Raw genomic sequence first — 23,289 nt, 5'->3', positions numbered from 1 at the left:
GCGGATGCCTCGGCTACCCTCTCCCCCGGCCCCTCTCCCGCAAGCGGGCGAGGGGAGCGAACCCTCAGCCGCAAGCGCCCTTCGGTGTTCTCCCCTCTCCCGCACTGCGGGCGAGGGGAGCGAACCCTCAGCCGCAAGCTGCCCTTCGGTGTTCTCCCCTCTCCCGCACTGCGGGAGAGGGGCCGGGGGAGAGGGCTCTCGGCGCCGTGCGCGAAGCCTCAGGCGGCCAACCCGGTCGCCTCGTCCGCGCCGATATGCACGTTCATGCATTGCACGGCCGCGCCGGCCGCGCCCTTGCCCAGGTTGTCCAGGCGGGCCATCAGCACGATGCGCTCGGCCGAGCCGAACACGAACAAGTCGACCCGGTTGGTGTCGTTGTTGGCCTGCACATCGAAGAAGCCGTTGTCCAGGTTCTCGTCACTGGCGGCATTCATCACGCGCACGAACTGCTCGCCCTCGTAGTGGCGGCGATAGATGTCGACGATCTGCTCGGGCGAGACCTTGCGCGCCAGGCGGTCGGGGAACACCGGCACGGTGACGGCCAGACCCTTGTAGAACTTGCCGACGATCGGGCTGAAGATCGGCGCCTGGGCCAGGCCCGTCTGCACGCGCATTTCCGGCAGGTGCTTGTGCTCCAGGCCGAGGGCGTAGGCGCGCGGGCTGTCCAGCTTCGGATTGCCGCCGGCCTCGAAGTCCGCAATCATCTTCTTGCCGCCGCCGCTGTAGCCGGTCAGCGAGAACGCGGTGACCGGGTAGTCGGGCTGCATCACGCCGGCGTCGACCAGCGGACGCACGGCCAGCACGAAGGCGCTGGCGTGGCAGCCGGGCACGGCGATGCGCTTGCTGGCGCGGATCTTCTCGCGCTGGCCGCGCACCAGCTCGGGCAGGCCGTAGGCCCAGTTGTCGGCGGTGCGGAAGGCCGTGCTGGCGTCGATGACGCAGGTATCCGGATTGGTCACCAGCGACACGGCCTCGCGCGAGGCAACGTCCGGCAGGCACAGGAAGGCCACGTCCGCGGCGTTCAGGAAGCGTGCTCGCTCGGCCGAGTCCTTGCGCTTGTCTTCCGCGATACGCAGCAGTTCGACATCGGGACGACCGGACAGATAATCGAGCAGGCGCAGGCCGGTGGTGCCTTCCTGACCGTCGACGAACACTTTGAATGCCATGGGGGACTCGCTAGGTGTAACGCTGGATAGCGAATGGTGAAGAGTCGGCCGTGAATTGGTAGACGGCCGGGCGAAGAGTCATTGTAGCGGGATGTGGGGCGGGTGTCGGGATTGCGGGCTGTTACCCTCTCCCCCGGCCCCTCTCCCGCAAGCGGGCGAGGGGAGAAGAACTGCGGCGGCAAGCGGCGCGGCTCGGATGGCCCTCTCCCCCGGCCCTTCTCCCGCAAGCGGGCGAGGGGAGCAAACCTTGAGCCGCCTACAGCGCGAAGTCGTAATCGATCGACAACGGCGCGTGGTCGCTGAACTTCTCGTCCTTGTAGATCGAGCACAGCTTTGCCGTGTCGGCGATCTTCGGGGTGGCGAGGTGGTAGTCAATGCGCCAGCCGACGTTCTTGGCGTAGGCCTGGCCGCGGTTGCTCCACCACGTGTACTGGTCGGGGCGCGGGTCGAGCTTGCGGAACACGTCGACATAGCCGTGCACGTCGAACAGTTCGCCGATCCAGGCGCGCTCCTCGGGCAGGAAGCCCGAGTTCTTCAGGTTGCCCTTCCAGTTCTTGATGTCGATTTCCTTGTGCGCGATGTTGACATCTCCGCACAGCACGATTTCGCGCCCGCTCGCCTTCAGTTGCAGCAGGTGCGGCAGGAAGGCCTCCATGAAGCGGTACTTGGCCAGCTGCCGCTCTTCGCCGCTGGAGCCGGACGGCACATAGACGGAGATCACCGCCAGATGCGGGTACTGGACCTCGACATAGCGCCCCTCGCTATCGAATTCCTCGTTGCCGAAGCCGCAGACGACCCGCTCGGGCTGATGGCGGGTGTACAGGCCGACGCCGCTGTAGCCCTTCTTCTGCGCATAGTGGAAGTAGCCGTGATATCCGTGCGGCCTGAGGAAGGCCTCGGTCATGTCCGCTTCCTGCGCCTTGAGTTCCTGCACGCAGACCATGTCGGCGTCCTGCTTCGCCATCCACTCGAAGAAGCCCTTCTTGGCGGCGGAGCGAATGCCGTTGAGGTTGGCACTGATAATCCGTAACATCGCGGGAAATTTTTGATTCAGAGAGAAAAGATGACGCAGCAGACCACGCAGACCGACGCGCTCAGCCAGACCTTCATTCGCTTCGCGCTGGATGCGGGCGTGCTGTCGTTTGGCGAATTCATCACCAAGGCGGGCCGCAAGTCGCCGTATTTCTTCAACGCGGGCCTGTTCAACGAGGGCGCGACCCTCGGCCAGGTGGCGCAATTCTATGCGAAAACCCTGCTCGGCTCGGGCGTCGAGTTCGACATGCTGTTCGGCCCGGCCTACAAGGGAATCACGCTGGCATCGGCCACCGCAGTGGCGCTGGCGGGGATGGGGCGCAACGTCGGCTTCGCCTACAACCGCAAGGAAGCCAAGGACCACGGCGAAGGCGGCACGCTGGTCGGTGCCAAGCTGCGCGGCAAGGTGGTGATCGTCGACGACGTGATTTCGGCCGGCACCTCGGTGCGCGAGTCGATGCAGATGATCCGCGCCGCGGGGGCGGAGCCGGCGGCGGTGCTGATCGCGCTGGACCGGATGGAAAAGAGTGGCACGGCCGAGCAGATCGGCACGCATTCGGCGGTGCAGGACGTGCAGCGCGAGTTTGGCGTGCCGGTGATCGCGATCGCGTCGCTGGCCGATCTGCTGGCCTATCTCGACGCCGGCCAGGATTCGTCGCTGGCGGCGCACCGCGATGCGGTGGCCGCGTACCGACAGCGCTACGGCGTCTGACGCCGAGGGCCGGCCCGAGTCAACGGGCCATCAGCGCGTCGATATCCACGGTGCCCTCGAACACCGTGGTGGCGGGCCCGGTCATCCGCACCGGGGTTCCCGCTCCCTCCCAGGCGATGGTCAGCTCGCCGCCATGGGTCTGCACCCGCACCGGCGAGTCCAGCAGGCCACGCCGGATGCCCGCGACCACCGCCGCGCAGGCGCCAGTGCCGCAGGCCAGCGTCTCCCCGGCCCCGCGCTCGTAGACGCGCAGCCGGATCGAGTGGCGATCGACGACCTGCATGAAGCCGGCGTTGACGCGGCGCGGAAAGGTCGCGTGCTGCTCGATCACGGGCCCGTCCTCGCGCACCGGGAACAGCTCGGTGTCGTCCACCACCTGCACCGCGTGCGGGTTGCCCATCGACACCGCCGAGATCCACGCGGTGCGACCGTTCACTTCCAGCCCGTACAGCGTGTCGTCGCCTTCGGTGCGCTGCGGCGACTGCGCCGGATCGAAGGGGATGCGGGACGGCTCGAACTCGGGCGCGCCCATGTCCACCGTCACCTGGCCGTCGTCCTGCAGCGTCAGCGTGATGACGCCGTTCATCACCTCGACCCGGATCGAGCGCTTGTCGGTCAGGCCATGGTCCGAGACGAAGCGCACGAAGCAGCGCGCGCCATTGCCGCAGTGTTCGACCTCGCCGCCGTCCGCGTTGAAGATGCGATAGCGGAAATCGACGTCGTCACGGCTGGGCTTTTCCACCACCAGAATCTGGTCCGCACCGACGCCGAAATGGCGGCTGGCGAGCGCCCGCCACTGCTCGGGCGTCAGGTTCAGGGTCTGGTGAATGCCGTCCAGCACGACGAAGTCGTTGCCGGCGCCGTGCATCTTGGTGAATTGCAGCTTCATGGCGGTTCAGGGAATGCAGGTCGGGGGTGGGGCTGGTCCGAAACGTCAATATATATCGGGTTCGCCGGGCGGGCGGTGCTTGAAGCGCTTGTGGACCCAGTAGTACTCGGCGATCCGGGGCCGGATGCAGTCCTCGAAGAAGGCGTTCATCCGGCGGGTATCTTCGGTCACGCTCTCGCCAGGATAGTTGTCCCAGGCCGGCAGGATGTGCAGCACATAGCCCTGGTAGTCCGGCAACTGTTCGGTATAGATCGGCACCACCTTGGCGCCGGTGACTCGCGCCAGCCGCGACACCGAGGTCAGGGTCAGGGCCTGTACGCCGAAGAACGGCACGAATTCCGAATCGCGCTCGCCGAAGTCCATGTCGGCGATCAGCTGCATGGCCTGGCCCTGCTTCAGGCAGCGCAGCACGTTGCGGGCGCTGTCGTTGCGCGCGATCATCTGCGCCCCGAAGCGGCCGCGCGCCTTCTTCAGGAAGGCGTCGAACAGGTCGTTCTTCTGTTTGGTGTACAGCGAGGCACCCGAGCGGCCGACATGGTCGCGCAGGTGGATGGTCAGCCGGATCGCGCCCGCTTCGACCCCCGCCAGGTGCAGCGTGACGAGGATGTGAGGCGTGCCGTCCAGCGCCACCAGGTCTGCCTGGTCGTCGATCTGCACCCAGCGGCGCATCTGCGCCTCGCTGCCGGTCCAGAAAATGCCGCGCTCTGCGAAGCTGCGAAAGACCGAACGAAACGACTGCCGCGACAGCTCTTCGATCTGGGCGTCGCTCTTGTCGGGGAAGGCCAGCCGCAGGTTGGCCTGCACCACGCGCCGGCGGCTGCTCGGAATGCGGTACAGCAGGCTGCCCAGCGCCTCGCCGAAACGGGCCACCAGGGGGTAGGGCAGCTTGCCGAGCACGGTCAGCAGACCGATGCCCAGCGTGGTCATGAAACGGCTCATCTGTTTTCTGTGGTTTCCGGGGCCGGCATTGCCGCCCGGGCATCGACCGCGGGGGGCAACTCCGCCCCGGCGGGATGCTTGTAGCGGTTGTAGCCCCACAAGTACTGGGTCGGGGCCAGGGCGATCAGCTCCTCGACCGTGCGGTTGATCACGGCGGCCGCCTCGGCGGGATCGTCGGGCAGCATGTCATCGATGACGCGGATGTGGGCCCGATAGCCGGCGCCCTGTGGCAGGCGCACGGCGGCAACGATCGCCAGCGGGGCGCCGCTCCATTGTTGCAGACGCTGTACCAGCGTCATGGTGTAGGCGGGGCGGCCGAAGAACGGGGCCCAGGCGCCTTCGCCACCGGTCGGCACCTGATCGGGCAGGATGCCAATGGCTTCGCCGCGCTTGAGCGCCTTGACCAGCATGCGGACCCCGCGAGGATTGGCGGGCGCCATCGCCATGTTGTGACGGCTGCGCATCTTTGCGATCCACTCGCGCAGCCAGGGCTGGCTCGGCGGCTTGAACATGGCCGTGACCGGCCCGCGCACGGCATAAGACTGCGGCAGCACTTCGAAACAGCCTAGATGCGGCGTAAGGACAATCAGTCCGCGGCCCTCTTCCAGCAGTTGCTCCACCCTGGGCCAGACGATCTCGTCGAAGTCGTACAGCTGGGCTTTGATGACCGGCCGGCTCCAGAAATACGGCATCTCGAGGATCATCCGGCCAGCGGAGCGTGCGGCCTCGTCGATCATGGCCGGGGTGGCGTCGGGAAAGGCGTGCAGGAAGTTGGCGCGCAGACGGTCGTGATACCGGCCGGGAAGCCGGGCGGCGAACAGGCCCAGGGCGCCGCCGGCTGCCTGAAGCCAGCGCAGTGGCAGACGGGAGATCAGCCAGAACAGAAAAGTCATCGAATCAATACGACTGCGTGGCGGCGCGGGCGTTCGGGGCGTCCGGTTGCGCCGGAACGTCGCCGCTTCAGTGTTGTTTTTGTTCAAGGGTCCGCTTCGCGCGAGCGGCTGCGCCGCAGCTTGCAGGCGCGTATAATACCGCGCATCGCCGAGTTAACTGACAACTTGCGGGGCGATGCGGACCGCACAGGTTCGCCCAAATACCGCTAAAGCGTCGCCGCCCGAGCTCAGCATGGTTGGCGCGCAATAGCCCTAAAAGCACAAAAGCTAGCAGCCGCTGATTAGCCAACCTGGAGAAAAGTTCGTGGCAAACGACTTCCTGTTTACTTCGGAATCCGTCTCCGAAGGCCATCCCGACAAGGTCGCCGACCAGATTTCCGACGCCGTCCTCGATGCCATCCTGGCGCAGGACAAATACGCCCGTGTCGCCGCCGAGACGCTGTGCAACACCGGGCTGGTGGTGCTGGCCGGGGAAATTACCACGTCGGCCAACGTCGATTACATTCAGGTCGCCCGCGACACCATCAAGCGCATCGGCTACGACAACACCGAGTACGGCATCGATTACAAGGGCTGCGCGGTGTTGGTCGCGTACGACAAGCAATCGCCGGATATTGCCCAGGGCGTCGACCGCGCCTCGGACGATTATCTGAACCAGGGCGCCGGTGACCAGGGCCTGATGTTCGGCTATGCCTGCGACGAGACGCCGGAGCTGATGCCGTTCCCGATCTACTACTCGCATCGCCTGGTAGAGCGTCAGTCGCAACTGCGCCGCGACGGCCGCCTGCCCTGGCTGCGTCCCGACGCGAAGTCGCAGGTGACCGTGCGCTATGTGGACGGTCGTCCGCATAGCGTCGATACGGTGGTGCTGTCGACCCAGCACGCGCCGGACATCACCCAGACGCAGATCCAGGAGGCGGTGGTCGAGGAGATCATCAAGCCGGTGCTGCCGGCGGAGATGCTCAAGGACACCAAGTACCTGGTCAACCCGACCGGGCGCTTCGTGATCGGTGGCCCGCAGGGCGACTGCGGCCTGACTGGCCGCAAGATCATCGTCGACACCTACGGTGGCGCGGCGCCCCACGGCGGTGGCGCCTTCTCGGGCAAGGATCCGTCCAAGGTGGACCGCTCGGCGGCGTACGCAGCGCGCTATGTCGCCAAGAACATTGTCGCGGCCGGCCTCGCGCGACAGTGCCAGGTGCAGGTCAGCTATGCCATCGGCGTGGCGCGGCCGATCAACGTGACGGTCTACACCGAAGGCACCGGCCGCATTCCGGACGACGCGATCGCCCGCCTGGTGCTGGAGCACTTCGATCTGCGCCCGAAGGGCATCGTGCAGATGCTGGATCTGCTGCGCCCGATCTATCAGAAGACCGCTGCCTACGGCCACTTCGGCCGCGAGGAGCCGGAATTCTCGTGGGAGGCGACCGACAAGGCCGCCGCGCTGCGCGCCGCCGCCGGCCTGTAAGCCCGGCTGCCGGGAGGGCCGGTCCTTCCTGCTGCAAACAAGAAAGGCCCCCGCCACGGCAATGTGGCGGGGGCCTTTTTACGTCGATTGGCCGGACGATGCCGGCCCCATCAGCCGACCTTCACCTCGATCCGGCGCGGCTGGGCATGGGCTTGCTTCGGAATGCGCAGGTTCAGCACGCCGTCCTTCAGCGATGCCGAGATGGCGCCGCTGTCGAGCTCGCGGCTCAGCGTGAAGACGCGCTTGTAGCGCGCCACCTGCACTTCGGCGTAGACCGGCTCCAGCCCTTCGGGCAGATCCGGCTGGATCTCGCCCTCGATGGTCAGGCTGTCGTTGTCGACGCGCACATGCAGGCCGTCGCGGCTGACGCCGGGCAGGTCGGCCAGCACGGTGATGCCGGTGGCGTCCTCGGACACATCGACGCGGGGCACCAGCGGCGTCGCTTCGCGCTGGCTGTCCTCGTGGTTGGCAATGGCACGCTGATTCATGGTGATTCTCCTGTCACGAATTGCGCCGGCCGGGGCCGGCGGCATGACGATCTCGTTTCCTCGCCCTCAGGCCATCAGCTGACCGTGATCCGGCGCGGTTGCGCGGCTTCGCGACGGGCGACCGAGATGCGCAGCACGCCATCGCGGTAGACCGCTTCGATGCGGGCGGTATCGACGTCTTCGGGCAGCGTGATGACGCGGCGGAAGCTGCCGTTGAAGCGCTCGCGCACATAGACGTTGACGTCGCGGCCCTGGCTCGCCGGGGCCGATTGGGCGGCAGCGCCCTCGGCCTCCTTGCCCGCGCCGTAGTCGGCGGCGGCATTCGCTTCCGGGTCGGCGCCGCCCGAGGCCGCGCCCTGTGCCAGGCGCTGGCCGGCGATGGTCAGCAGGCCGCGGTCGACGCTGACTTCGAGCGAGGCCGGATCGATGCCGGGCGCGAAGGCGTAGATTTCGACGCTGGCGGGCGTGGTGCCGATGTTGACCGCGGGGAAGCTGCCGCGCGCCACTGCGCGGATGCTGCTGGGGGTGGTGAAGGCCTGCTGCAGTTCGCGTTGCAGCCGGTCAAATTCGGCGAACAGCGTGCCCGGAGCACTGAGCAATGATCCGTACATGGTTTTCCTCCTTGCAAAGGGGGCTACTGCAAAACTGTCTTGCGTAAGGGACGCGGCGACCGCCGTAGCGCCGCGGGGGGCGTCGATGCGGCCGTCTCTGGCATCGAATGTAGTGCCGTCTTGCGCGGCTTCAAGAGGGCATTCGCACCGGATGCGGGGCCGGGGCGTGCCGGGAGCATGCACCGTGGGACAGCGGTAGAATCGCGGCTGTCGCCGGTCCCCATCATCGATGGCCGGACCCTGGCTCCGCCGGCGTTCCACGCCCCAGCATTCCGAGGAAGACGATGTCCGCTCAAACCGCTCTGCGTCCCGAAAGCCAGGCTGCCGCTGCGCAGCCGTTCCCGGCAACTGGCGGGCTGGATCTGATCCGGCCGCAGCCCTACACGGTGTGGGCACCGCAGTTGCGTGCGGAAACCGCGGCCGGCCTGCGCCGCGACCTGGAGCAGGGCGCGGTGCTGTACTTCCCGGACCTGCATTTCCGCTTCGAACCGGGCGAGGAGCGCTTTCTCGACAGCCGCTGGTCCGACGGCAAGTCCAAGAACATCAACCTGCGTTCCACCGAATCGACGGTGCGCGGCGCGGTTGGCAGCGACAAGGATCTGGCGGACCTGACCGCGCTGGTGCGGCGCTACGCGCAGCTCAGCGAGCAGCTCGTGTTGTCGTTGTTCCCTGACTACGGCCCGTGGCTGGAGCGCGCCGGCACCTCGCTGCGGCCCAGCGAGATCGCCGGCCGCCCGGTAAGCTGGCGCAAGGACGATACGCGGCTGCATGTGGATTCCTTCCCGTCCAACCCGATGCTCGGCAAGCGGCTGCTGCGCGTGTTCCACAACATCGACCCCCAGGCGCCGCGCGTGTGGCGGGTCGGCGAACCGTTTGCCGACTTCGCCAACCGCTTCGTGCCGCAGACGCGCGGCATGTGGCCGGGGCAGGCGTGGCTGATGAAGCAGCTGCGCATCACCAAGCGCAAGCGCTCGGAATACGACCACCGCATGCTGCAGCTGCACGACCTGGCCAAGGCCGATCTGGACTACCAGACGAAGGTGCCGCAGCAGGAATTCCATTTCCCGCCGGGGTCGACCTGGATCGTCTTCAGCGACCAGGTGCTGCACGCGGCGATGCGCGGCCGCGCAATGATGGAGCAGACCTACTACCTCGATCCGCGCGCGATTGCCGACAAGACGCATTCGCCGGAGGCGGTGCTGGCGCGGATGCTCGGGCGGCCGATGCTGGAGAACTGAGCCGGCGGTCGGCGCTCGCTGGCCCTCTCCCCCGGCCCCTCTCCCGCGGGGCGGGCGAGGGGAGCAAACGGCGATCAGGTTGGCCAGGCCCGCTCGATCAGCCGGCCGAGCCGGACCGGATCGGCGTCCAGCGTGCCGAACACCCGGCCGTGGTCGCTCGCGAGCCGGCTGGCGACGAAGAGCTGCGCCGCTTCCTCGTCGGCGTGGGCGAGCATCAGCGCCGCCTGCGCGCACAGCACCAGTTCCTGCGAGAAGCGGCGTGCCGACGCTTCGAGCCTGTCGGGCGTCCCGGCCAGCATCTGCCGCAGCGCGGCCAGCCGCGCCCGCACCGGGGCAAGGCCGCCCGAGCGGCGGTCGATATCCTCCAGCAGCCGCATGGCGTCATCGGGCTGGCGCTGGATCGCCCGCAACACGTCCAGGCACATGATGTTGCCCGAGCCTTCCCAGATCGAATTGACCGGCGCCTCGCGGTAGTAGCGTGCCATCGGGCTGTCCTCGACATAGCCGTTGCCGCCCCAGACTTCCATTGCTTCGCCCGTGGCCTCGATGGTTCGCTTGCAGACCCAGAACTTGGCGGCCGGAGTGACGATGCGCTTCCAGGCGTTGGCGAGCGGGTCGCTGCCGGCCTGCTCGAAGGCATGGCCGAGGGTCATCATCAGCAGCATCGCCGCCTCGCTCTCCAGCGCGAGATCGGCCAGCACGTTGCGCATCAGCGGCTGGTCCGCCAGCAGCCGGCCGAAGGCGCTGCGGTGACGGGTGTGATGGATGGCCTGGACCAGCGCTGCCCGCAACAGGCCCGCGCTGCCGATCACGCAGTCCAGGCGGGTATGGTTGGCCATCTCGATGATGGTCGGGATGCCGCGGCCCTCCTCGCCGATCAGGATGCCGGTGGCCTCGCGGAACTCGACCTCGCTGCTGGCATTGGAGCGGTTGCCCACCTTGTCCTTCAGGCGCTGGATCTGCACCGCATTGTGGCTGCCGTCGTCGCGAAAGCGCGGCACGAAGAAGCACGACAGCGGGCCGTCCTCGCGCTCCATCCGGGCCACCACCAGATGGGCATCGCACATCGGCGCGGAGAAGAACCACTTGTGGCCGGTCAGCGCGTACTGCGCGCCGCGCCCCTCGCCGGCGGCTGGCGTGGCCACCGTCGTATTGGCCCGCACGTCCGAGCCGCCCTGTTTCTCCGTCATGCCCATGCCGATCAGTACCGCCTGCTTGTCGCGCCACGGCAGGTCGCGAGGGTCGTGCACCGGGGCATAGAGCCGGCTGCGCAACGGCGCGAACAGGTCCGGCTCCTTCATCAGCACGGGGATACTGGCAAACGTCATGGTGGCCGGGCACAGCGATCCCGATTCGACCTGGGCCTGCAGGTAATACCCGGCGGTGCGTGCCACCCATGCGCCGGGCTTAGGCTGCGCGAACGGCAGGGCCTGCAGCTGCTGGCTGCGCAGCAGCGACAGCAGCGAATGCCAGGCCGGGTCGAAGCGGACCTGGTCGATGCGCTCGCCGGTGCGGCTGTGGGTATGCAGCTCGGGCGTGAGCCGGTTGGCCTGGGCGGCCCATTCCTGTACTTCCGGCGCACCGAGCGCCGCGCCGAACTCGTGCAGCGCGCCGGCATGCCAGCCGCCGCCGAGCCGCTCCAGCGTGGCCGCCAGTGCCGCATCGATGCCGAAGAGGTTGTGGTTGGCAAGGTCCGGAACCTGATTGAACACGCGGTGCGTGGCGATGCTGCTGAGCATGGCGTCTGTCTCCGTGGCGGTCCTGGCGGTGGCGGCCGCGTTCTGGTCGATGCCCCTTGCGGGCTTGTTGCTCCATGGTAGGCGAGGCCGCGCAAGTGCGCCGAGGGAATCCCGGCGCACTTGCGTGCGGCGGCCCGGTGCAAAACAAGGCTGGCGCCTGCTGTCTGCCTGTGCTTAAATTCCCCCCGTTGGATGAAACAGGGGTGCCGTACGGATGGGCCGTGCGGCTGAGAGAGTCCCTTCGAACCCGATCCGGTTAGTACCGGCGTGGGAAGTTTCACGATGACCACCATTCCCGCAGGCGCATTCCATGCGCCGCCTTGTCCTCGGCTACGCTCGAGGGGACATGCTCGACGGGCTCCTGGTTTCGTCCATCCCCACCAAGAGGACGACACCCATGGCCCGCACCGCCCCAGCCGCTTCGTTCGAGTCGCTCGCCAGCGATCTCGACCAGAAATTCGCCTATCCCGCATCGAACAAGACCTACCTGACCGGTAGCCGGCCCGACATCCGCGTGCCGATGCGCACCATCCTGCAGACGGCCACGCGCACCGAGCAGGGCGAGATGCCCAACCCGCCGATTCCGGTGTACGACACCTCGGGTCCGTACAGCGACCCGGCGACGCATATCGATCTGAAGGCGGGCCTGCCGCCTGTGCGCAGCCGCTGGATCGAGGAACGAGGCGATACCGAAGTGCTGCCCGGCCTGTCGTCGGAGTACGGCCGCGCGCGCGCCAACGATCCGGCCACGGCGCACCTGCGTTTCGCCCAGCTGACCAATCCGCGCCGCGCAAGAGCCGGTGCCAACGTCACCCAGATGCACTACGCACGCCGGGGCATCGTGACCCCGGAGATGGAGTACGTGGCGCTGCGCGAATCGCTGAACCTGCAGGCGCTCTACGACAAGCCGGAATACAAGGCGCTGCTGCGCCAGCATCCGGGCAATGCGCTGGGCGCGGGCCTGCCGCTGCGTCCGGAGGACATCACGCCGGAATTCGTGCGCAAGGAAGTGGCCGCGGGCCGCGCCATCATCCCGGCCAACATCAACCACACGGAACTGGAGCCGATGATCATCGGCCGCAATTTCCGCGTGAAGATCAACGGCAACCTCGGCAATTCCGCGGTGACCTCGTCACTGGCCGAAGAGGTCGAGAAGATGGTCTGGTCGATCCGCTGGGGCGCGGACACCATCATGGACCTGTCCACCGGCAAGCACATCCATGAAACCCGCGAGTGGATCCTGCGCAATTCGCCGGTGCCGATCGGCACGGTGCCGATCTACCAGGCGCTGGACAAGACCGGCGGCATCGCCGAAGACCTGACCTGGGAGATGTTCCGCGACACGCTGATCGAGCAGGCGGAGCAGGGCGTGGACTACTTCACCATCCACGCCGGCGTGCTGCTGCGCTACGTGCCGCTGACCGCGGACCGCGTCACCGGCATCGTGTCGCGCGGGGGCTCGATCATGGCGAAGTGGTGCCTGGCCCACCACAAGGAGAACTTCCTGTACACGCACTTCGACGAGATCTGCGAAATCATGAAGGCCTACGACGTGTCGTTCAGCCTGGGCGACGGCCTGCGTCCGGGCTGTATCGCGGATTCCAACGACGAGGCGCAGTTCGGCGAGCTGCGCACGCTGGGCGAGCTGACCGCCAAGGCGTGGCAGCACGATGTGCAGGTGATGATCGAAGGTCCGGGCCACGTGCCGCTGCAGCGCATCCAGGCCAATATGGACGAGGAACTGAAGCACTGCTACGAAGCCCCGTTCTATACGCTGGGACCGCTGGTGACCGACATCGCGCCGGGCTATGACCACATCACCAGCGGCATCGGCGCGGCCAATATCGGCTGGATGGGCACGGCCATGCTGTGCTACGTCACGCCCAAGGAGCATCTGGGGCTGCCGGACAAGGAGGACGTGCGCGAGGGCATCATCACCTACAAGATCGCCGCGCATGCCGCCGATCTGGCCAAGGGCTGGCCCGGTGCGCAGTTGCGCGACAACGCGTTGTCGAAGGCGCGCTTCGAGTTCCGCTGGGAGGACCAGTTCAACCTGGGCCTCGACCCGGAGCGCGCGCGCGCTTTCCACGATGCGACGCTGCCGGCCGAAGGCGCCAAGATCGCTCATTTCTGCTCGATGTGCGGACCGAAGTTCTGCTCGATGAAGATCACGCAGGACGTGCGCGACTACGCGGAATCGCTCAAGGGCCAGGCGGCCGGCGACGACGCGCAGCTGGGCATGCAGCAGAAGTCGATCGAGTTCGTGAAGAAGGGCAGCAAGATCTATTCGTGAAGACGCCCGCCCCGCTCGCCGGGGCGGTCCCATGGATTTGCGCGGATTCCCTCGATTTCGGCGGCATGCCGGCCAAGCTGGCACAATCGATACCCATGAAGATGCAGTTTGATGTCGCCATCCTCGGGGCGGGCCTGGCGGGCCGGATCGCCGCATGGCGCCTGGCCTCGTCCGGCCGGCGCGTAGCCATGGTGGAACGGGACGGGCCGGACGGCGCTGGCGCTGCCGCGCATGTGGCAGCGGCCATGCTGGCGCCGCTGGCGGAATCGGCCATCAGCGAGCGCCGCATCGTCGAGCTTGGTCTGGCCAGCGTCGCGCTGTGGCGCGACTGGGTGCAGGCGCTGCCGGCCGATCCGCAGACGCGGCAGCCGGTGTTTTTCCAGCAGGACGGCACGCTTGTCGTCTGGCATGCGCAGGACCGCGCGGAAATGCCGCTGTTCACCAGCCGCATCCGGGCGGTGTCGCCCCCCGAACTGGTGGCCGAGCGCCTGCGCGCGATCGACGCGCGCGGCGTGGCCGAGCTGGAGCCGGCGCTTGACGGCCGCTTCCAGCAGGGGCTCTGGCTGGCGGGCGAAGGGCAGCTGGACAACCGCGGCGTGCTGCGCACGCTGTTGGCCGGCGCGGTCGAAGCGGGTGCCCACTGCGTGTGGAATGCCGGCGCGGTCGATGCCGCCGACCTGCCCGGTCTTGGCATCGAGGCCCACGTGGTGCTGGACTGCCGGGGCCTGGGCGCGCGCGCGGCGTGGCCGGCCGAGGGCGGCACCGGGCAGCGCGGCGCGATGCCGGGTCTGCGTGGCCTGCGCGGCGAGGTGGTGCGCGTGCATGCGCCGGAGGTGCGACTGCATCGGCCGGTGCGGCTGCTGCATCCGCGCTATCCGATCTACATCGCCCCCAAGCCGGGCAACCTCTTCGTCATCGGCGCGACCGAGCTGGAAAGCGAGGACGATTCGCCGATGAGCGTGCGCTCGGCGCTCGAACTGCTGTCGGCCGCCTACTCGCTGCATCCGGCCTTCGGCGAGGCCCGCGTGCTGGAGCTGAACGTGCAGCGCCGGCCCACGCGCCCCGATCATCTGCCTGCCGTGCGCGTCGATGCCGACGCGCGGGTGGTGCGGGTCAACGGGCTGTACCGGCATGGCTTCCTGATTGCGCCGGCGGTCGTCGCGGCTGCCTGCGAGGTGGTCGAGGCGATGATGGCTGGCATGACTGCGCCCGAAGCCGTACCGGCGGCCAGCCAGTGGCCGGGTATGATCGCCGCGGTCCACGGCGCAGCGGTGCTGCGCTGAACGTTTTCTGACGGTTCGACAATGGAAATCCTGCTCAATGGAAGGCCGCTGACCGTGCCTGCATCCGCCACGATGGCCGATGCGGTGTCGGCGTCCGATATCGCGCCGCCGTTCGCGGCGGCGCTCAATGGCCAGTTCGTGCCGAAGTCCGCGCATGCCCAGACCAGGCTGTCGCCGGGCGATCGGATCGATCTCGTGCAACCGGTGACGGGAGGCTGAGGCGATGACCGACACTCGATACGGCGCGCAAACGGGCGCGGCGCACGATCCCCTGATGCTGTACGGCGAAGCGTTCCAATCGCGTCTGCTGCTGGGCACTGCCCGCTATCCGTCCCCGGCGACGCTGCAGGCCGCCGTGCAAGCCTCGCAACCGGCGATGCTGACCGTGGCGCTGCGCCGCCAGGGCGCCGTGGGCGAAGGCGAGGGCGGACAGGCCTTCTGGCAACTGCTCAAGTCGATGCAGGTGCCGGTGCTGCCCAACACCGCTGGCTGTCACTCGGCACAGGAGGCGATCACCACGGCGATGATGGCGCGGGAGGTCTTCGAGACCGACTGGATCAAGCTTGAACTGATCGGTGACGACTACACCCTGCAGCCCGATACGCTGAACATGCCGGCCGTCGCCGAGACGCTGATTCGGGAGGGCTTCAAGGTGCTGCCGTACTGCACCGAGGACCTGGTGCTGTGCCGGCGCCTGCTGGACGTCGGTTGCCAGGCGCTGATGCCGTGGGCGGCGCCGATCGGCACCGGCAAGGGGGCTGTCAACCCGTATGCGATGCGGGTGCTGCGCGAGCGGCTGCCCGACACGCCGCTGATCGTCGATGCGGGACTGGGTTTGCCTTCGCATGCCACCCAGGTGCTGGAGTGGGGCTACGACGCGGTGCTGCTCAATACCGCGGTCGCGCAGGCCGCCTACCCGATCGAGATGGCGCGCGCGTTCGCCCTCGCCGTGCAGGCCGGCCGCGCCGCGTATCTGGCGGGCGCCATGCCGGAGCGAGAGCTGGCGCAGGCCAGCACGCCGGTGGTCGGCATGCCGTTCTGGCACGGCGAAGGGAGCAAGGCATGAGTTCGACAACGAGTGCGATGCCGGCGGACGAATCCCTGCACCAGGCGGTGCTCGCGCGCCACGCCGCCACCTTCGGCGCGGACGACACGCCGCGGCGGGCATGGCGGCTGGACGGCGCGCAGTTGCCCGCCGACGCGGTCGAGCCCGATGCGGTGCTGTTCAGCGACGGCCCGGCTGCGGCGGCAGCCATCGAGCAGGCGTCCGCCATGGGTGCCGTCGGCATCGAAACCAGCCGGGAAGGCGATTGCTGGATCGATACGGTGCGCTCGCCGATGGGAACGTGGGTGTTCAGCGTGCAGGCGGATAGCGATGCCGCGCACGGACCGCAATTCGTCGCGGTGCTGCTGGCCTGTCTGGGCCTGCATTTCCCTGCCCATGACGCCCTGTGCCTGGCGCGCGCGTGGCAGCCGGGTTCGCTGGACTGGCCCGATCGGTTCGCTCGCTTCCCGCAGGTACGCCAGGCCGCGCTGGTGCCTCCGGGGCAGACGGTCGCGCCGTTCGTCCCCTGCCCGCCCGACCTCGGCCTGTACGCCGTGGTGCCCACCGCCGACTGGATCGAACGGCTGGTGCCGCTGGGCGTCCCCACGCTGCAGCTGCGCTTCAAGTCGAGCGATCCGACCGCGGTCGCCGACCAGATCGCCCGCTCTGCCGAGGCGGCGCGCGGCAGCCGCAGCCGGCTCTTCATCAATGACCACTGGCGCGCGGCGCTGGACTATCACGCGTCGCACGGTGGCGACAGCGCGGCGAGCGGCATCTACGGCATCCATCTTGGCCAGGAGGACCTGGACGAGGCGGACCTCGATGCGTTGCGCGCCTCCGGGCTGCGGCTGGGCGTCTCCACCCACGGCTACGCCGAGATGCTGCGCGTGGCGCCGCTGCGGCCCAGCTATCTGGCGCTCGGCGCGATCTTCCCCACTACCACCAAGGTCATGCCGACCCAGCCGCAGGGGCTGGGCCGCTTCTACGCCTATGCCCGGCTGATGCGCGAGCAGGTACCGGCGCTGGTCGGCATCGGCGGCGTCGACGCCGGCAATCTGCCGCAGGTGCTGGCGGCGGGGGTCGGCAGCGCGGCCGTCGTGCGCGCGATCACCGAGGCGGCCGATGTGCCGGCGGCGGTGGAGCGGCTGATGGCGGCGTTCGAGAAGGGTGGTACTCCGGGCCCTGCCTGATTGAATCCGGTGCCAGATTTCAACTCATGGTTGAAATCCCGTACCGGTTCCAATCGCGTTTCCTGCGGCAGCGGGCAAGTTAGCGCTACCATTGCGGCCGGCGATGCCGCTTTGCCCCTATCCAGGTACGGGACGGGTTCTGGCTATCGTCCCGCCATCCCGGCGCCAGCGGCGAGCCCGCCGGCGACCGCCGGGTCCTGATCGAACTCGACTAAGGAAGTGGTTTTGGAAAGCAGTGCGCAAATCGTCCCGGTCGCGCCGGGCACGGCCGAGCGGCCGTATTTCGGTATCGACGTTCCGCTGATGCGGCACCTGGGCCTGCAGCCCGTTCACATCGAAGAGGGCTTGTGCCGCACCCGGCTGCCGTCGCATCCGGCGCTGGTCAACAGCCGTGGCGACGTGCACGGCGGCACGCTGATGGCGGTGCTGGACTTCACCCTGAGCGGTGCGGCGCGCTCGCATGCGCCGCTCGAGACCGGGGTGATCACCATCGATATGTCGACGCATTTCCTGGCGGCGGCGCGGGGCGAACTGACCCTGGAAGCGCGCTGCATGCGGCGTGGGGCGCGGATCGCCTTCTGCGAAGGCGAGGTAAAGGACGCGTCCGGCAATGTCGTTTGCGTGGCGCGGGCGGCGTTCAAGCTGGTGCCGCTGGCAGCTGGCGGGAACTGACGGGCTTTCGTTGGCGGTGTCGGGGGGAGGCGCGCATTTCCCTCTCCCCCGGCCCCTCTCCCGCAAGGGCGGGAGAGGGGAGAACAACGACCCCCCCAACCCAGCCCGGCGGTTTGCTCCCCTCGCCCGCTTGCGGGAGAGGGGCCGGGGGAGAGGGCAAGCGGGCTTCCCTGGCAGCGCGAACGCCTGACAATCACCCCAGCACCCGCGGCGCAAAGCCGTGGTTCAACGGCCCGTTCCCGGCGCCGAGCCGCAGTCCGGCGCCCGCCACGATGGCCTGGGCGACGAAATCCAGCGCGGTGCCGACTGCCTCTTCCAGTGCATCGCCGCGCGCCAGTTGCGAGGCGATGGCGGCCGCCAGCGTGCAGCCGGTGCCATGCAGGTTGCGGGTGTCGATGCGCGGGTGGCGGAAGACCCGGACGGTGCCATCGGCGCTCATCAGCAGATCGTCCAGCCCTTGCGCGCCCTCGGCGCCGCCGGCTTGCGCCAGGTGCCCGCCCTTGAGCAGCACCGCGCGGCAGCCCAGCGCGATCAGGTCCTGCGCCGCCTGTTCCATCTCGGCGCGGCGAGTCACGGGCCGGCCCAGCAGGTACGAGGCTTCGGGCAGGTTCGGCGTCACCAGCAGGGCGCGCGGAAAGAGCAGGCGCACCATGGCTTGCGCGGTGGCATCGTCGGACAGCGTGGCGCCCGAGGTCGCGACCATCACCGGATCGACCACCAGCTTGGCGATGCCATGGCGATCCACGGCCCCGGCGACGGCCTCGACGATGGCCGCGGTGCCCAGCATCCCGGTCTTGGCCGCATCGATGCCGATATCGTCCGCGACCGCGTCGATCTGCGCCGCCACCATCTCGGCCGGAATGGCGTGCACGCCGGTCACGCCGAGGGTGTTCTGCGCCGTGATGGCGGTAATCGCGCTCATGCCGTAGCAGCCGAGCGCGGCGAAGGTCTTCAGGTCGGCCTGGATGCCGGCGCCGCCGCCGGAGTCGGAGCCGGCGATGGTCAGGGTTCGGGGGGGATGGGCGGTCATAGGGGGTTGAAAGGCGGTCGCCACGGTGGGGCGGTGCCGCCAAAAAGAATTCCAGTGCGGCGCACCGGCGTCACGCAGGGCAGGTACAATACCGCCACTCCGAGGAGCGTTGCAACGGACGGCGCGGGCGCAACCCTGCATTCTGCCATCCGCCAGGCTCGGAATGTCTTCAACGGCGCTCGCTGAACCGTGGTTCGCACGGTGGCGAGTCGACCTGTCCGCGCGCGGTACTGCCGCGCCGCCTCTTCCCGCAGTCCCCTCGTCATCGGCGTCCACACTCTGCGACGGAGTGAAACATGAACGCTGTGACCGACCTGAAGCAAGACTACGTGATCGCCGATATCGGCCTGGCCGGCTGGGGCCGCAAGGAAATCGCCATTGCGGAAACCGAGATGCCTGGCCTGATGGCCATCCGCGAGGAATTCGCCGCAAGCCAGCCCCTGAAGGGCGCTCGCATTGCCGGCTCGCTGCACATGACGATCCAGACCGCCGTGCTGATCGAGACGCTGAAGGCGCTCGGTGCGGACGTGCGCTGGGCCTCGTGCAATATCTTCTCGACGCAGGACCACGCCGCCGCGGCGATCGCCGCCAGCGGCACGCCGGTGTTCGCCTTCAAGGGCGAGTCGCTGAAGGAGTACTGGGACTTCACGCACCGCATCTTCGACTGGGCAGACGGCGGCACGCCGAACCTGATCCTGGACGATGGCGGCGACGCCACGCTGCTGCTGCATCTGGGCGCCCGTGCGGAACGCGATCCGTCGGTAATCGAGAACCCGGGCAGCGAGGAAGAAACGTTCCTGTTCGCCGCGATCAAGGAAAAGCTGGCCAAGGATGCGAGCTGGTACAGCCGCAACCTGGAAGCGATCCGCGGCGTGACCGAGGAAACCACGACGGGCGTGCATCGCCTGTACCAGATGGCGCAGAAGGGCGAACTGCGTTTCCCCGCCATCAACGTCAACGACTCGGTCACCAAGAGCAAGTTCGACAACCTGTACGGCTGCCGCGAATCGCTGGTCGACGGCATCAAGCGCGCCACCGACGTGATGATCGCCGGCAAGGTCGCCGTGGTCTGTGGGTATGGCGACGTGGGCAAGGGTAGCGCGCAGGCGCTGCGGGCGCTGTCGGCACAGGTCTGGGTCACCGAAGTGGACCCGATCTGCGCGCTGCAGGCGGCGATGGAGGGCTACCGTGTGGTGACGATGGAATATGCCGCCGACAAGGCCGACATCTTCGTTACCTGCACCGGTAATTACCACGTCATCACCCATGACCATATGGTGCGGATGAAGGACCAGGCGATCGTCTGCAACATCGGCCACTTTGACAACGAGATCGATATCGCCTCGATCGAGAAGTACCAGTGGGACGAGATCAAGCCGCAGGTCGATCACGTGGTGTTCCCGGACGGCAAGAAGATCATCATCCTGGCCAAGGGCCGCCTGGTGAACCTGGGCTGCGCCACCGGCCACCCGTCGTACGTGATGAGCAGCTCGTTCGCCAACCAGACGCTGGCGCAGATCGAACTGTGGCTGGAGCGCGATAGCGGCAAGTACCCGGTCGGCGTCTACACGCTGCCCAAGCACCTGGACGAGAAGGTCGCCCGCCTGCAGCTGAAGAAGCTGAACGCGCAGCTGACCGAGCTGACCGACCAGCAGGCCGCCTACATCGGCGTGAGCAAGGAAGGCCCGTACAAGGCCGACCACTACCGCTATTGATCGGTCCGCTTCCCTCTCCCCGGCCCTCTCCCGCACGTGGGAGAGGGGGCACACCGATCGCTGTACTGCCGTTCACCCTCAAGGAGTACCCATGAGACTGCTCGCGGTTTGGATCATCAACGCGCTGACGCTGTTCCTGATCAGCGCGATCGTTGACGGCATCGAGGTGCGGGGCTTTGGCTCGGCGATGGTGGCGGCGGCGGTGCTGGCGATCATCAATACGCTGATCCGGCCGATCCTGGTGCTGCTTACCCTGCCGGTCACGTTGGTGACGCTCGGACTGTTCATCTTCGTGATCAACGCGCTGCTGTTCCTGTTCGTCGGCAATCTGCTGTCGGGCTTTACCGTGTCGGGCTTCTGGACGGCGCTGCTCGGTTCGCTGCTGTACAGCGTGATCTCGACCCTGCTGGCCGGCCTGCTGCTGCGCGACCGCGAAGCGGCCTGACGGCGCGGCTCCCCTTTGCCTTGGCGCCGCGCAATGCGCGGCGCCCCTCCATCATGCAAGACCGCTACTACAGCTTCGAATTCTTCCCGCCCAAGACGGACGAGGGCCGGGAGAAACTGCGCAACACCCGGGCCCAGCTGGCCGCGCTCGGGCCCAAATACATTTCCGTCACTTTCGGCGCGGGCGGTACCACCCAGCAGGGCACGCTGGACGCCGTGCTGGAGATTCAGCGCGACGGCATCGAGGCGGCGCCGCACCTGTCCTGCGTCGGCTCGACCCGCGACAGCATCCGCCAGATCCTGTCCACCTATCGCGACAACGGCATCCGCCATATCGTGGCGCTGCGTGGCGACATGCCGTCGGGCATGGGCGAGATCGGCGAATTCCGCTACGCCAACGAGCTAGTCGAGTTCATCCGCGCGGAAACCGGCGACTGGTTCCAGATCGAGGTGGCGGCCTATCCGGAATGCCATCCGCAGGCGCGCTCGCCGCGCCACGATCTGGAGAGCTTCGCCCGCAAGGTGAGGGCGGGCGCCGACTCGGCGATCACGCAGTACTTCTACAACGCCGACGCCTATTTCCGCTTCGTCGACGATGCGCGCGCACTGGGCGTCGAGGTGCCGATCGTGCCCGGCATCATGCCGATCACCAACTACACGCAGCTGATGCGCTTCTCGGAGATGTGCGGCGCCGAAGTGCCGCGCTGGGTTGCCAAACGGCTGGAAGCGTTCGGCGACGACCGCGAATCGATCCGCGCCTTCGGGCTGGACGTGGTGACGGCGCTGTGCGACCGATTGCTGGCTGGCGGCGTGCCGGGCCTGCATTTCTATACGCTCAACGCGGCTGGCGCGACCAAGGCCATCTGGCAGCGGCTGAAGTTGTAAGGCGGCTTGCCATGGCGCTTCCAGTGGCATACTGGGCGCCATGGTTACCGCCACGTTCCGCTTCCACGCCGAGCTGAACGATTTCCTTCCTTCCCGGCTGCGCGGGCGCGATTGCACCTGCCCCTGCGCACGCGCGGCCAGCGCCAAGCACATGATCGAGGCGCTGGGCATTCCCCACACCGAGGTCGAGGCGATTCTCGTCAACGGGCAGCCGGCCGGCTTCGACCGCCTGCTCGAAGAGGGCGACCGCGTCGAGGTCTTTCCGCCCGGGGCCGTGTCCCGCGGCATGCTGCCGCCCGTGCCGGCCGGGATGCTGCGCGAGCCGCTCGCCGTGATCCGCTTCGTCGCCGACGCCCATCTGGGCGGGCTTGCCCACCTGCTGCGCCTGACCGGCTACGACACGCTCTACGACAACGGCTACGACGACCGCGAGATCGAGGACATCGCTGCCCGTGAGCAGCGCGTGGTGCTGACGCGCGACCGCGAACTGCTCAAGCGCGCCAGCATCGCGCACGGTTGCTATGTGCGGGCGCTGAAGCCGCATGCGCAGCTGCAGGAAGTCTTCGACCGGCTGGAGCTGGCACGCCAGCTACGCCCGTTTTCGCTCTGCCTGTCCTGCAATGCACCGCTGCGCCGGGTCGGGGCCGAGGATGTGGGCGAGCGCGTGCCGCCCGCGGTGCGCGAGCGTCATCAGCGCTTTTCCACCTGCGATGTGTGCCTGCGGGTGTTCTGGGAAGGATCGCACTGGCGCCGCATGCGCGCCGTGGTGGATGGCCTGATGCCGTCGCGTCCTTGATCCCTTGACGCGGCCTCGGCAAGCGCGCCCTTGGCTCAGGCGGCGCCGGCCTCCGTCACCAGCCAATCCATCGGCACGTCGTGCTCCTCCACCTCGAGCGTCAACCGGCACGCCTCATAGCCGATGCCGATGGCCAGCGGGCGCTGCGGCAGCGCGGCGAGGGTGCGGTCATAGAAGCCGCCGCCGTATCCCAGGCGGAACTTATCGCTGCTGAAGCCGACACAGGGAATCAGCAAGGCGTCGGGCTGCACCGCGTCGGTCCCGTCCGGCACCGGGATGCCATACCGGCCTTCGCGCATCGGCACGTCGGGCGTCCACAGATGAAAGTCCAGTGGCGCCGCCGGCTGGGCAACGACCGGCAGCGCCGCGGTGCGCCCGGGCGCGGCGCCCAGCCAGTCGGAAACGACGCGGCGGGCATCGAACTCGTACTGGATCGGCCAATAGAAGCCGAGGCAATGCACCGGCAAGCGGTCCAGCAATTCGGCGAGGAGGGAGGCGATGCGGGCATCCCGTTCTGCACGCGCGGGTTGCGAGGCACGCAGGGCAAGCAGTTGCTTGCGCAGCGCAGGACGGGCTGGAGGAGGTTCCGGTGTGCCGACGGTTCCGGCGCGGGCCGGGCACTCTCCGGAAACGACGGGCTTTTCACTCGTTCCTGCAGGCATTTGGCTTTGGCGGGGTGTGATAATGTCGCCGAGCTATCGGACTCAAAACAAACACTAGACCGGGAGCGCTGTAACCGCCACATGCGGCGCGCCGGCAAC

Annotated in this window: 23 protein-coding genes and 2 riboswitches; of the genes, 13 read left to right on the top strand and 10 right to left on the bottom strand. The window is 67.9% G+C overall.

Annotated elements, in window-relative coordinates; genetic code table 11:
• Positions 1 to 218 precede the first annotated feature (218 nt).
• Both argC and K6V06_RS06680 read right to left on the bottom strand, forming a co-directional pair.
• Positions 219 to 1,166, bottom strand: coding sequence for an N-acetyl-gamma-glutamyl-phosphate reductase (argC, locus tag K6V06_RS06685; protein WP_222241266.1), 948 nt, complete (start codon positions 1,164 to 1,166; stop codon positions 219 to 221).
• 256 nt (positions 1,167 to 1,422) lie between these two features.
• Positions 1,423 to 2,199: an exodeoxyribonuclease III gene (locus K6V06_RS06680; RefSeq protein WP_222241264.1), complete on the bottom strand. Its 777-nt coding sequence runs from the start codon at positions 2,197 to 2,199 to the stop codon at positions 1,423 to 1,425.
• 30 nt (positions 2,200 to 2,229) lie between these two features.
• On the opposite strand from K6V06_RS06680, the gene pyrE reads away from it, so the two are divergent.
• Positions 2,230 to 2,910: an orotate phosphoribosyltransferase gene (gene pyrE, locus K6V06_RS06675; protein WP_222241263.1), complete on the top strand. Its 681-nt coding sequence runs from the start codon at positions 2,230 to 2,232 to the stop codon at positions 2,908 to 2,910.
• Positions 2,911 to 2,929: 19 nt separating this feature from the next.
• Here the strand turns inward: pyrE and dapF are convergent, their stop codons facing one another.
• From dapF to K6V06_RS06660, 3 genes are read right to left on the bottom strand one after another with little or no spacing between them, the layout of a single operon-like run.
• Positions 2,930 to 3,799, bottom strand: a complete 870-nt coding sequence (gene dapF, locus K6V06_RS06670) for a diaminopimelate epimerase (protein ID WP_222241261.1) — start codon at positions 3,797 to 3,799, stop codon at positions 2,930 to 2,932.
• Positions 3,800 to 3,844: 45 nt separating this feature from the next.
• Positions 3,845 to 4,738, bottom strand: a complete 894-nt coding sequence (locus K6V06_RS06665) for a lipid A biosynthesis lauroyl acyltransferase (RefSeq protein WP_222241259.1) — start codon at positions 4,736 to 4,738, stop codon at positions 3,845 to 3,847.
• Positions 4,735 to 5,631 carry a lysophospholipid acyltransferase family protein gene (locus K6V06_RS06660; RefSeq protein ID WP_222241538.1) on the bottom strand — a complete coding sequence of 299 codons (897 nt, stop codon included), beginning with the start codon at positions 5,629 to 5,631 and terminating at the stop codon, positions 4,735 to 4,737. Before K6V06_RS06660 ends, K6V06_RS06665 begins: the two co-directional genes overlap by 4 nt.
• Before the next feature lie 304 nt (positions 5,632 to 5,935).
• On the opposite strand from K6V06_RS06660, the gene metK reads away from it, so the two are divergent.
• The gene (metK, locus tag K6V06_RS06655) at positions 5,936 to 7,099 is read left to right on the top strand and encodes a methionine adenosyltransferase (RefSeq protein WP_222241257.1); all 1,164 of its coding nucleotides are present in this window, start codon (positions 5,936 to 5,938) and stop codon (positions 7,097 to 7,099) included.
• Positions 7,100 to 7,209: 110 nt separating this feature from the next.
• Here metK and K6V06_RS06650 read toward each other — a convergent pair whose 3' ends face one another.
• Positions 7,210 to 7,587 carry an Hsp20/alpha crystallin family protein gene (locus K6V06_RS06650; protein WP_222241254.1) on the bottom strand — a complete coding sequence of 126 codons (378 nt, stop codon included), beginning with the start codon at positions 7,585 to 7,587 and terminating at the stop codon, positions 7,210 to 7,212.
• A gap of 74 nt (positions 7,588 to 7,661) precedes the next feature.
• Positions 7,662 to 8,198, bottom strand: coding sequence for an Hsp20/alpha crystallin family protein (locus K6V06_RS06645; protein ID WP_222241253.1), 537 nt, complete (start codon positions 8,196 to 8,198; stop codon positions 7,662 to 7,664).
• A 284-nt stretch (positions 8,199 to 8,482) separates the two neighbouring features.
• Between K6V06_RS06645 and K6V06_RS06640 the strand changes: the two genes are divergently transcribed.
• Positions 8,483 to 9,436 carry a Kdo hydroxylase family protein gene (locus tag K6V06_RS06640; protein WP_222241251.1) on the top strand — a complete coding sequence of 318 codons (954 nt, stop codon included), beginning with the start codon at positions 8,483 to 8,485 and terminating at the stop codon, positions 9,434 to 9,436.
• A 74-nt stretch (positions 9,437 to 9,510) separates the two neighbouring features.
• Here the strand turns inward: K6V06_RS06640 and K6V06_RS06635 are convergent, their stop codons facing one another.
• On the bottom strand, positions 9,511 to 11,175 hold the full coding sequence (locus K6V06_RS06635) for an acyl-CoA dehydrogenase family protein (protein WP_222241249.1): 1,665 nt from the start codon (positions 11,173 to 11,175) through the stop codon (positions 9,511 to 9,513).
• Between the two features lie 189 nt (positions 11,176 to 11,364).
• A riboswitch (TPP riboswitch) is annotated at positions 11,365 to 11,466 on the top strand.
• A gap of 106 nt (positions 11,467 to 11,572) precedes the next feature.
• Between K6V06_RS06635 and thiC the strand changes: the two genes are divergently transcribed.
• The 6 genes from thiC to K6V06_RS06605 all read left to right on the top strand — a co-directional run bounded on the left by thiC (position 11,573) and on the right by K6V06_RS06605 (position 17,658).
• The gene (gene thiC, locus K6V06_RS06630) at positions 11,573 to 13,468 is read left to right on the top strand and encodes a phosphomethylpyrimidine synthase ThiC (protein ID WP_222241247.1); all 1,896 of its coding nucleotides are present in this window, start codon (positions 11,573 to 11,575) and stop codon (positions 13,466 to 13,468) included.
• A 95-nt stretch (positions 13,469 to 13,563) separates the two neighbouring features.
• The gene (locus K6V06_RS06625; protein ID WP_222241245.1) at positions 13,564 to 14,751 is read left to right on the top strand and encodes an FAD-dependent oxidoreductase; all 1,188 of its coding nucleotides are present in this window, start codon (positions 13,564 to 13,566) and stop codon (positions 14,749 to 14,751) included.
• 21 nt (positions 14,752 to 14,772) lie between these two features.
• Positions 14,773 to 14,970 (top strand): sulfur carrier protein ThiS, encoded by a 198-nt coding sequence (thiS, locus tag K6V06_RS06620; protein WP_222241243.1) that lies wholly within the window; start codon positions 14,773 to 14,775, stop codon positions 14,968 to 14,970.
• A gap of 4 nt (positions 14,971 to 14,974) precedes the next feature.
• Positions 14,975 to 15,817 (top strand): thiazole synthase, encoded by an 843-nt coding sequence (locus K6V06_RS06615; protein WP_222241241.1) that lies wholly within the window; start codon positions 14,975 to 14,977, stop codon positions 15,815 to 15,817.
• Positions 15,814 to 16,986 (top strand): thiamine phosphate synthase, encoded by a 1,173-nt coding sequence (locus K6V06_RS06610; RefSeq protein WP_222241232.1) that lies wholly within the window; start codon positions 15,814 to 15,816, stop codon positions 16,984 to 16,986. Before K6V06_RS06615 ends, K6V06_RS06610 begins: the two co-directional genes overlap by 4 nt.
• Before the next feature lie 225 nt (positions 16,987 to 17,211).
• The gene (locus K6V06_RS06605; protein WP_255581644.1) at positions 17,212 to 17,658 is read left to right on the top strand and encodes a PaaI family thioesterase; all 447 of its coding nucleotides are present in this window, start codon (positions 17,212 to 17,214) and stop codon (positions 17,656 to 17,658) included.
• Positions 17,659 to 17,851: 193 nt separating this feature from the next.
• Here the strand turns inward: K6V06_RS06605 and thiD are convergent, their stop codons facing one another.
• The gene (thiD, locus tag K6V06_RS06600) at positions 17,852 to 18,688 is read right to left on the bottom strand and encodes a bifunctional hydroxymethylpyrimidine kinase/phosphomethylpyrimidine kinase (RefSeq protein ID WP_222241228.1); all 837 of its coding nucleotides are present in this window, start codon (positions 18,686 to 18,688) and stop codon (positions 17,852 to 17,854) included.
• Between the two features lie 95 nt (positions 18,689 to 18,783).
• Positions 18,784 to 18,876, top strand: a riboswitch (S-adenosyl-L-homocysteine riboswitch).
• Positions 18,877 to 18,984: 108 nt separating this feature from the next.
• On the opposite strand from thiD, the gene ahcY reads away from it, so the two are divergent.
• The 4 genes from ahcY to K6V06_RS06580 all read left to right on the top strand — a co-directional run bounded on the left by ahcY (position 18,985) and on the right by K6V06_RS06580 (position 22,528).
• The gene (ahcY, locus tag K6V06_RS06595) at positions 18,985 to 20,403 is read left to right on the top strand and encodes an adenosylhomocysteinase (RefSeq protein WP_222241226.1); all 1,419 of its coding nucleotides are present in this window, start codon (positions 18,985 to 18,987) and stop codon (positions 20,401 to 20,403) included.
• Positions 20,404 to 20,494: 91 nt separating this feature from the next.
• Complete coding sequence (locus K6V06_RS06590) at positions 20,495 to 20,848, top strand: phage holin family protein (protein ID WP_222241223.1); 354 nt, start codon at positions 20,495 to 20,497, stop codon at positions 20,846 to 20,848.
• 53 nt (positions 20,849 to 20,901) lie between these two features.
• Positions 20,902 to 21,732 (top strand): methylenetetrahydrofolate reductase [NAD(P)H], encoded by an 831-nt coding sequence (gene metF / locus K6V06_RS06585; protein ID WP_222241221.1) that lies wholly within the window; start codon positions 20,902 to 20,904, stop codon positions 21,730 to 21,732.
• A 40-nt stretch (positions 21,733 to 21,772) separates the two neighbouring features.
• Entirely contained in the window at positions 21,773 to 22,528 is a 756-nt protein-coding gene (locus K6V06_RS06580) for a Mut7-C RNAse domain-containing protein (RefSeq protein ID WP_222241219.1), read from the top strand.
• A gap of 35 nt (positions 22,529 to 22,563) precedes the next feature.
• Here the strand turns inward: K6V06_RS06580 and K6V06_RS06575 are convergent, their stop codons facing one another.
• Complete coding sequence (locus K6V06_RS06575) at positions 22,564 to 23,190, bottom strand: 5-formyltetrahydrofolate cyclo-ligase (RefSeq protein WP_222241218.1); 627 nt, start codon at positions 23,188 to 23,190, stop codon at positions 22,564 to 22,566.
• Between the last annotated feature and the right edge of the window lie 99 nt (positions 23,191 to 23,289).

This window comes from Cupriavidus sp. AU9028 (assembly GCF_019795295.1).
Classification (GTDB): domain Bacteria; phylum Pseudomonadota; class Gammaproteobacteria; order Burkholderiales; family Burkholderiaceae; genus Cupriavidus.
Note: the sequence above shows the minus strand (reverse complement) of the source record. Positions and strands in the feature narration are given on the sequence as shown.